The following is an 8,799-nucleotide window of genomic DNA, read 5'->3' as shown; positions in this document are numbered from 1 at the left end:
TTATGAAAAATTGGACCCTGCTGTTTTTAAGAATCTCACTTGGTTGGTTACTCGTTATCTGGGGGGCAGATAAGATTTTCAACCTGGAGCATAGCAAGGCAGTCGCGAGCAAGTTTTATTTTGGGGTCCTGACGTTAGATTCAGCCCTTCAGGTGGCTGGGGCGCTACAAATACTGGTCGGGCTGTTGGTGGTTTGGGGTTTGGCACGGCGCTGGACCTACCCCGTACAACTTTTGTTAAACGCGGCCTCGCTCTTTGCCGTTATGAAGTCTGTTGTTGATCCGTGGGGTTGGATGTATGAGGGCAGCAATGTACTTTTCTATCCTTCTTTGATTATATTTGCTGGCAGCCTCGTGCTTATAGCATTTCGGGATCAGGATCGATTGGCACTGGATACCTTTCGACGTGGAGATTCATCGAGACATTGAAGTTGCTCTCTACAGAGAGGTCGTCGTCATCTAAACAGTATCTTAGGGGTTGTGTTGAGAGAAGCTCTAAATAAGTTGGCGCTGATACAGGTCAAACTGTAAAGATTATTTGCATTGTCAATTTTAAGGTTTTCACTCTGGACTGGGTGAAAAATAGGGGTCGCTCCTCGTTCTCCGACTTTAGGCCGTATTTATACGGCCTTTTTTTTAAATTGAAAATGATGTGTCAAACCAAAAAACCTCATAAATACACCGGGTTGCATCAAGTGGTGCACAGTTTGTAAATGCAATTTAAGAAATGTATGCCATCCCTGGCGCATTTTTTGAAATCGCACTTTAAAGACAACTATCTAACCGTTGCTCTACTCATTGACGCGCCGCAAATAACACAATAAGTTCGTCGAATTAAACACGCTGCGCGCTTGTAGCAGAGCGCTATTTCACATCACTTTCCAAGTGCTGAGCTTACCTGTTGCAATGGGATAAAGGTATAGATACCTGTGCCGGAATTCGATATTTTGGCGCCATGAAGTTTCATTGCGTCTGTAATAGAGTCGCGTGAAAGTTGAAAGCACCAGTTGGACTCGGAGGGAGGAATAATCGACTGTCCCAGAACCTGCTCTATCGCTGCGGCGAAAGATGGCATATCTGGTAAGTAGGTAGCGAAACCATCGCCTTTCAACGCAGTCGTGCAGATACCCAATTGAGTACAAATCGCTTCCTTGGTAATGATTTCGTCCCGGTCCGCCTGTCGGGATTGCTCGATCAGAGTCGCTAACTCAGAATCGACCAGCTTGCCACCAATAATCAAATCTGGCCCTGCCTCCCATGAATGCGGAGGGCAGTCTTTTGTAACTGGTCGCAATGGGATGTGAGGATTAATTTCCATTGGATAAATTCGGCACACCAACGGGCGACGCTCATAAATGTTACACATATTATCTGAATTCAAATTTCGACATGGGCCGGCATTGTACGCAGCGAATGTAATCGCAATATAAGCTCTGGCTTCACCACTTGAGACCAGAAGGGAGCGACTGCGTGCGTGGTTCAATTGATGTTCTGGTATGCCATAACCATTTTCAAGAAACGCTTCTACCAATATGATTACTGCCCCTCCATCTGTCGCCCATCGTTTAGATTCGTTAAGCGTCAATGGAACATGGTGATCATTGCAGCATTTACCACATCCAACACATGAATATTGTATGTCCATCAGCAGGTTGTCCACTCGGTTGTTATTGTTTGATATTGTCGTGACTGGATTGGGAACAGTATCTTGGTACATCCAAATCTGCTCGAAAAATAGTGTTCCTTGGCGATAATGAACCGCTTCTCATATCGCAGCATTTAACCGGCTTTTAACATGCTAAGAAGCTGAGCTCCACCAACAAGATAGATTATAGCTGCAGTGACTCAAGAGTTACATCAGGAGATTGAATAGAGTGCTAAATTCTTAATAAAAAGCGATTGATTAATGGCGTGAGGTCAAATTTTTCGGTCGCTAGTTTAAGTACAATATCGCGGTAAAGAAATGCATCGAGCAGTGTTAATATATGATGCTTATCATCGATTGTTAAATGCGCGTCTTGCACGAAACTACTGGTGATAGCAAAATGTTTGGACAACCCACTTTAACAGAAATATTTAAACGGTAATAAATTAATAGCAGGGTTCTAGTTGGGAGCGGTCACCTTAAGGTGCTTTGTAGACAGGGCGTAGCAATATCTCCATGAGGGAGTCATTGGCACTTTAAATAAAATGAGTCTGTCGCCAGTTATATTGAAAATTGCAGAGGAAGTGGCGTCTATAACTGAACTATATAAATTTAGAGGTAATATCGTTTGATGTGACGAGGTATAAGTCGTGCACGCTAATCATCATAGCTTCGGAAAAAATGCCGGGCAGCTGAAACGTTTAATGTCTCTTCAAGGTTAGATTCCTTTGTTGCGCCTCACTTACTTATTGCTTGATCCATTCATTTGGTGTGCAACCTATTTTACGGAAAAAAGCTCGAGTCAAAGCGCTAGCGCTACCATAACCGACATCGTAAGCAACCTGCTTAAGAGGCAATCCTCTCATCAAAAGTCTCTGCGCAATCATGACGCGCCATGAGGCAAGATAATCAGCAGGAGTGTCACCTGTAACCAGGCGAAAGTGATAGGAAAAACGAGCGCGGGACATCCCCGCAAGCAATGCCATAGAACTTATATCCCACTCGTGAGCAGGATTATTGTGCACGGCAATGAGCGTTTTGGCTAATCGGATATCTGACAATCCCGCCAATGTACCAGCATGCGTTAATCCCTGTTCGACACAATAGCGAAGTAATAAAATCATCAGTACTTCACAAAGGTGATCCATTACAGCTTGTCTTCCACTACGCATAGAAAGAGACTCTTCGAACATCATGTTGATTACGCTATCAGCTCCAGGGAGGACACTAATTTCGATCATTAGTATATTGGGAAGTGAGTCTATTATGGGGTTCGCTCGGCCACCATCAAATTGAACTGTCCCACAAATAATATCAGCTCCCGCGGACTCATCTGCTTGTAAGCGATGGGGCTCAGGTCGCGGCAAGAACAATAAAGTTGGATTAATCACATCAATCACGTCTACTTGAGCGCCAATCAGCTTGACTGGCCCGCGCTTCACCAGATGAACATGACCTCGCGAAGGTATCGCCTGAAAGGATTGCTCCCCACAAATTGTACCGGAATAAAAAACTCCAGCATGCAAGGAGAACTGGTCCAGCAAATGCGTCAGTCTGTCCATGAGATCTTAATCGATACGAATGGTGCATATTATGATACGTTTGGTTGCCATGCGTATCAAGCAGAGATGTAGTCTATCGATAGTCGTCTGACGCTGATTTTTCATCAATAACCAGCGAAAGCGACATAATTCTAGTGACTCTGGAGGTCCACATGAAAGCGTTTATTCATATCTCACGACGTAATATCATCGCTTCTACTGCAGTGCTGATGGTTGCAGCGATGGTATCAATCTCGATACCCTTGACTGCTAATGCTTATGATGAACAGTCTACGAGTGCGATGAATGTCGACAGCAATGGCATCGCACTTCAAGGATACGACCCGGTCTCATACTTCACTCCTGGAGGGCCGAAGCTCGGCACATCAAATTTCATTGATGTTAACGAAGGAACAACCTATCGATTTGCTAACGCCGATAATCGAGACGCTTTCAAGAAAAATCCAGAAAAGTACAAACCTGCTTTCGGTGGTTTCTGTGCAATGGGCGTCGTATTCGGGAAAAAACTGGATGTAAATCCGCAGTTGTGGCGCGTTGTGGATGGAAAACTATACCTGAATGTACATAAAGAAGCCCAAGCCCGCTGGTTAGACGATGTCCCCGGCAATATAAACAAGGCCAACTTGAACTGGCCCAACATCAGAGACCTAACACCGGCAGCATTATAACCGTAAGGCCAAATTCCACTCACAACTTAGGACGTCAGGGTCGGACTGCAATGATTTTGACATGAGGGCAGATTATAATCTGCCCTCATCGCACAAGAATATTTCAAAAGAGGCTTTTAATATATTAGCACTTGTATCGACTAATCCTCTTTTCGAGAATCTCTGATAATAATGTTTTGTCCGCTTATCAAAGTTTAAGGTAAGTCATGAATGAATCTCTGGTCGCATTAATGGCGATATGATACTAGCTTCATTTCTCGACTGCTTCGTACTTTCCTTATCGAATGGGTTCTGAGCGGCTCTCAGCGAACGCTGCCCCCCCAAACTCTGGTTGAGAATCTACCTCCTTTAGAGATCAATTGGCGGATCAAGAAAAAGACTTTGTAACAAATCTGGAGTCGACTCATCAGTACCGGGAGCAGTACTCAACGGCACACCAGGATTTTGACCTGGTTGCAAACGGAGTGACTCGCCGCTCCTAACGTTTTGAATCACGGTCACAGAGGAATCACATGCGCGAATCTGTTCAGAATTATTATGGCAAAGTCCTGCAAAGCAACGAGGACCTGAAAACCAGCGCATGCTGTGATGTCTCCGATGTACCCACATGGCTTAAGCAGTTTTTAGCAAATATCCATCCAGAGGTCAGCGCTCGCTACTACGGCTGTGGTCTGGTTGCTCCCGCATTGTTGGAGGGCTGTCGAGTACTTGATCTCGGCAGTGGTTCAGGTCGTGACTGTTATGTCTTGGCGCAGGTGGTGGGGGAAAACGGTGCGGTGGTTGGGGTCGATATGACAACCGAACAATTAGCTGTAGCCAAAGAATACCTCGATTATCATACAGAGCAGTTCGGGTTTTCCAATGTGCGGTTTCTCGAAGGTTACATCGAGGACCTTGGTGCGCTTGGGCTAGCTGATGCCGAATTTGACGTAATTGTCTCCAACTGCGTAATCAACCTTTCCCCAGACAAGGATAGTGTGTTGAGTGAGGCTTATCGCTTGCTCAAACCGGGTGGTGAGTTGTATTTCTCTGACATCTACGCTGATCGTCGTTTACCGGAATCACTCCGTCAGGATGAAGTGTTATATGGCGAATGTTTAGGCGGGGCGATGTACTGGAACGATTTTGAGAATCTGGCTCGTCGATACGGATTTAATGACCCGCGGCTGGTCGAAGATCGGCCAATTGAGATCACTGATGCCACTCTGGCAGAAAAACTCGGTGACGTTCGCTTCTTCTCAGCCACCTACCGGTTGTTCAAACTTGATAATTTGGAATTGGCCTGCGAGGACTACGGCCAGGCAGTAATCTATCAAGGCAGTATCCCAGGTGCACCTGCAGCGTTCGTATTAGACAAGCATCACCGTTTTGAAACTGGTCGTATCTTTCCTGTCTGTGGTAATTCCTGGCGAATGCTGCAGGACACCCGATTTAATTCGCATTTTCAGTTCATTGGTACCTTCAACAAGCACTTTGGAATGTTCGAAGGCTGCGGCAGGGGGCTGCCATTTGAAAAGCAGCTCACAAGCACCCCCGTTGCAGCCACTTGCTGCTAAGGATCGGTGATGACGATGTCAAAATTATCTATATGCTTAACGCTTATCGCCGCTGCCTTGTTGGCGGGCTGCGGGAAAGAGCCGACACAGACCATCACTCTCTCGGGCTCCAGCACTATCGCACCGTTGATGGTCGATATAGGAAAACGTTTTGAAGCAGGCCACCCAGGCATACGTGTAGACGTTCAGGCTGGGGGGACATCTCGCGGAATCCAAGATGCGCGTTCCGGGTTGGCGGCGATTGGCATGGCATCACGCTCGCTAGACACTAATGAAAGTGACCTAACACCGTATTTGATTGCAAAAGACGGTATTGCAATGATCGTACATCGTGACAATCCGCTAAACGACATAAGCAGCGAACAGGTTGTCAATCTTTATACCCGGAAGACTGTAAACTGGAGTGAGCTTGGTGCTACACCTGGCCCTGTTGTGCTTGTACATAAAGCGGAAGGGCGCTCAACCTTGGAGTTGTTTCTCAAACATTTTAAACTGAACAATGATGATATCAAGCCCGACCTCGTTATTGGTGACAATCAACAGGGTATCAAGTCGGTAGCTGGCAATCCGCTAGCAATTGGATATGTCTCTATTGGCAGTGCGGAATATGAGTCTCAGCATGGAGTCGCGATAAAACTGTTGTCCTTGGACGGAAAGCAGGCTTCGACGGAGGCTTTATTAGATGGTCGTTACCCATTGAAGCGTGACCTAAATCTGGTGATACGGGGGAATCCAAGTGCCAATGTGAAAGCCTTGCTTGAATTTTCCCAATCTTCGGAGGTTGCCGATCTTGTCGCTGAACATTACTTCATCACTGCGACCAAGCGCTGACCGGTTTTTGCGAAGTGCAAGTCTTCTCTGTGCTCTAACTGCGGCGAGCCTGTTGTTGTTGATCCTGCTATTTCTGACTCAGGCCAGCTGGCCTCTACTTCAAGACCCGGCTAGATTGATGAGTACTAATTGGCGACCCTCAAGCGGTGAGTTCGGCTTACAAGCCATGTTAGGGGCATCGTTGCTTAGTAGTGTGCTGGCCTTATTACTAGCAGTCCCCACAGGTTTGTTGGTCAGTCTGTGGATGGTCTTCTATGCGCCTGCTTATCTTGCTCGACCATACAGCGCAATGATCGGCTTGATGGCCAGTATTCCCTCGGTGGTTTACGGTTTATGGGGTTTGGTTGTGTTGGTACCGCTGCTCAACCAATGGATACCTCCTGGTGCGAGCTTGCTGGCAGCAGGTTTGGTGTTGGCCCTGATGATTCTACCGCTGCTGGTTGTGCAAGCAGATACGACGTTACGTGTGGCCGCCACTCGGCATATGGCTCCTGCATTGAGCCTGGGTGTCTCACAGTGGTCGGTGATTCGCCGGGTCTTGATACCGGCCTCATGGCCTCGGCTATGGCCCTCCATACTTCTGCAACTCGGACGTGCACTTGGTGAAACCATGGCGGTGATGATGGTCGCAGGTAATGTTGTGCAATGGCCGATGACGCCCTTCGAGCCGGTACGAACGCTGACTGCGAACATCGCTCTGGAGATGAGCTATGCAACAGGTTCGCACTTGGAGGCTTTATATGTAAGCGGGCTGCTGTTGCTAATTCTGGCATTACTGTTGATGGGCCTAGCGCGGATTTATGGGAGCAGGACATGAGCAATTCGGAGCTCTGGCGTGGTCGAGCTCTCGGTCTGCTCGCACTGTTGGTTATGGTTGCTCCGCTCAGTTTGTTGATCTCGGTGTTCGGAGAAGGGTTACAAAGCTTGAGTTGGAGCTTTCTGATTGATGAACCGCTGCAAGCGGGGAGAGCAGGGGGAATTGGGCCAATCATTTTATCGACTGCACTGGTGCTTCTGATTTGTATGAGCTTGGCCTTGCCATTGGGGCTGGGGGCTGCGTTGTTCCTTGCTCAAGAGGTTCGTCCCGACAGCCGACTTAACTTATTTTTACAATGGGCGCTTGATGGCTTGGGTGCAGTGCCATCGGTGGTATTCGGGTTGTTCGGTTACCGTGTATTCGTGGTGGAGTTCGGGTGGGGATATTCGCTACTGGCCGGTGGATGTACGTTGGCTTGCATGATTTTACCGCTGTTTATCCGGGGGACCGAACAAGCATTGCGCGATTGTCCAAACTCCTACAACCAGGCCGCCGCGGGGCTCGCCATCTCTCGCTTTGGTTACTTGCGACGTATCCTCTTACCAGTCGCGGCTCCTGGTATCGCCGGCGCTCTAGTACTCAGTGCCGGGCGCGCATTAGCCGAAACCGCCGTGCTGTTGTTTACCGCAGGATATGTGATGCGTTGGCCAGAGAGCGTGTTTGATTCGGGCCGTACGCTTGCTGTGCATATTTACGACTTGGCTATGAATGTTTCTGGTGGTGGACCGTCCTCAGGTGCCACAGCGTTGGTATTGCTTAGCTTTGCCATAGCTATTCAACTACTGGCTTGGCGCATCGGTAAAAAAACTTTCAGCCGCGAGACAAAAAAATGATTAACTCTGAAACATCCCCCCCAGCTCTCAGCATTCAATCTCTAAGCGTACGATACGCCAATCATACAGCCCTGCAGGATGCCAGTTTAGAGGTGGCATCAGGTGAGCTGATGGCCGTAGTGGGTCCCAGTGGTTGCGGTAAAAGTAGCATGCTCTCAGCAGTCAATCGCATGACCGACTTAATTCCAGGCGCTCGGGTGAGCGGAAGTGTGCTGATCGATGACAAGGATGTACTGGCGGGAAAGATGGACGTTCAACAGTTACGTCGTCAAGTCGGCATGGTATTCCAGCAACCCAATCCATTCCCGCTGAGCATCGCCGAAAATATACTGTTTGCGTTACGTGAGCATGGTGTGCGGAACAAGGCGGATCTGGAGCAACGGATGGAACAGGCACTCACAGCCACGGGCCTTTGGGACGAAGTTAAAGATCGTCTACAAATGCCGGCTTTGGGGCTTTCCGGAGGTCAACAGCAGAGATTATGTTTCGCCCGGGCCTTGGCTTTACAACCGCGCGTGTTGTTGCTCGACGAGCCGTGTAGCGCATTGGACCCTATCGCCAGTGCTACGGTCGAGCGTCTGATTGCGAGCCTTAAGGGGCGTTACACTCTGCTCATGGTGACTCATAACCTGGCTCAGGCTCGACGTTTGGCTGATCACCTTTCTGTCTGCTGGGTAAGAGATGGGTGTGGCTGTGTGCTTGATAGCGGGCCGACTCTGGATTTATTCGAGAATGAGCGGCATCCATTGGCGTATCAATATCTGAACGGGGTGCTTTGCTAGGTAGACTTTCCAATCCTCACTTCAACAACATCTGCACCTACGAGGTCGCAATAAACAGATTTGCCATGTGTGAGGCCAGTTTCGTAGAAAAAAAATCATCAGATGT

9 protein-coding genes are annotated in these 8,799 nt (G+C 48.1%); 7 read left to right on the top strand and 2 right to left on the bottom strand.

Translation table 11 applies throughout. From position 1 onward, the window contains the following. Nucleotides 1–428 (top strand): DoxX family protein (locus tag H7995_RS27815; RefSeq protein WP_137807347.1); only part of this gene is annotated, 428 nt, incomplete at its 5' end. Nucleotides 429–873: 445 nt separating this feature from the next. Here the strand turns inward: H7995_RS27815 and H7995_RS27810 are convergent. Then, nucleotides 874–1,644 (bottom strand): YkgJ family cysteine cluster protein, encoded by a 771-nt coding sequence (locus H7995_RS27810; RefSeq protein ID WP_137807372.1) that lies wholly within the window; start codon nt 1,642–1,644, stop codon nt 874–876. A 746-nt stretch (nt 1,645–2,390) separates the two neighbouring features. Beyond that, nucleotides 2,391–3,206: an AraC family transcriptional regulator gene (locus H7995_RS27805; RefSeq protein WP_137807346.1), complete on the bottom strand. Its 816-nt coding sequence runs from the start codon at nt 3,204–3,206 to the stop codon at nt 2,391–2,393. Between the two features lie 152 nt (nt 3,207–3,358). Here H7995_RS27805 and H7995_RS27800 point away from each other — a divergent pair, with 152 nt between their 5' ends. The 6 genes from H7995_RS27800 to H7995_RS27775 all read left to right on the top strand — a co-directional run bounded on the left by H7995_RS27800 (nt 3,359) and on the right by H7995_RS27775 (nt 8,693). Beyond that, entirely contained in the window at nt 3,359–3,874 is a 516-nt protein-coding gene (locus tag H7995_RS27800; RefSeq protein ID WP_137807345.1) for a YHS domain-containing (seleno)protein, read from the top strand. Between the two features lie 512 nt (nt 3,875–4,386). Next, nucleotides 4,387–5,430 carry a methyltransferase domain-containing protein gene (locus H7995_RS27795; RefSeq protein ID WP_137807344.1) on the top strand — a complete coding sequence of 348 codons (1,044 nt, stop codon included), beginning with the start codon at nt 4,387–4,389 and terminating at the stop codon, nt 5,428–5,430. A gap of 9 nt (nt 5,431–5,439) precedes the next feature. Continuing rightward, entirely contained in the window at nt 5,440–6,261 is an 822-nt protein-coding gene (locus H7995_RS27790) for a phosphate ABC transporter substrate-binding protein (RefSeq protein ID WP_057978268.1), read from the top strand. Further along, the gene (pstC, locus tag H7995_RS27785) at nt 6,188–7,078 is read left to right on the top strand and encodes a phosphate ABC transporter permease subunit PstC (RefSeq protein ID WP_305955750.1); all 891 of its coding nucleotides are present in this window, start codon (nt 6,188–6,190) and stop codon (nt 7,076–7,078) included. The genes H7995_RS27790 and pstC overlap by 74 nt, the downstream gene beginning before the upstream one ends. Further along, nucleotides 7,075–7,911 (top strand): phosphate ABC transporter permease PstA, encoded by an 837-nt coding sequence (gene pstA, locus H7995_RS27780; protein ID WP_057978272.1) that lies wholly within the window; start codon nt 7,075–7,077, stop codon nt 7,909–7,911. The genes pstC and pstA overlap by 4 nt, the downstream gene beginning before the upstream one ends. Next, nucleotides 7,908–8,693, top strand: coding sequence for a phosphate ABC transporter ATP-binding protein (locus tag H7995_RS27775; protein WP_057978274.1), 786 nt, complete (start codon nt 7,908–7,910; stop codon nt 8,691–8,693). The genes pstA and H7995_RS27775 overlap by 4 nt, the downstream gene beginning before the upstream one ends. Nucleotides 8,694–8,799: the final 106 nt, after the last annotated feature.

The sequence above is a fragment of the Pseudomonas kielensis genome, from assembly GCF_014236655.1.
Taxonomy (GTDB): domain Bacteria; phylum Pseudomonadota; class Gammaproteobacteria; order Pseudomonadales; family Pseudomonadaceae; genus Aquipseudomonas; species Aquipseudomonas kielensis.
Note: the sequence above shows the minus strand (reverse complement) of the source record. Positions and strands in the feature narration are given on the sequence as shown.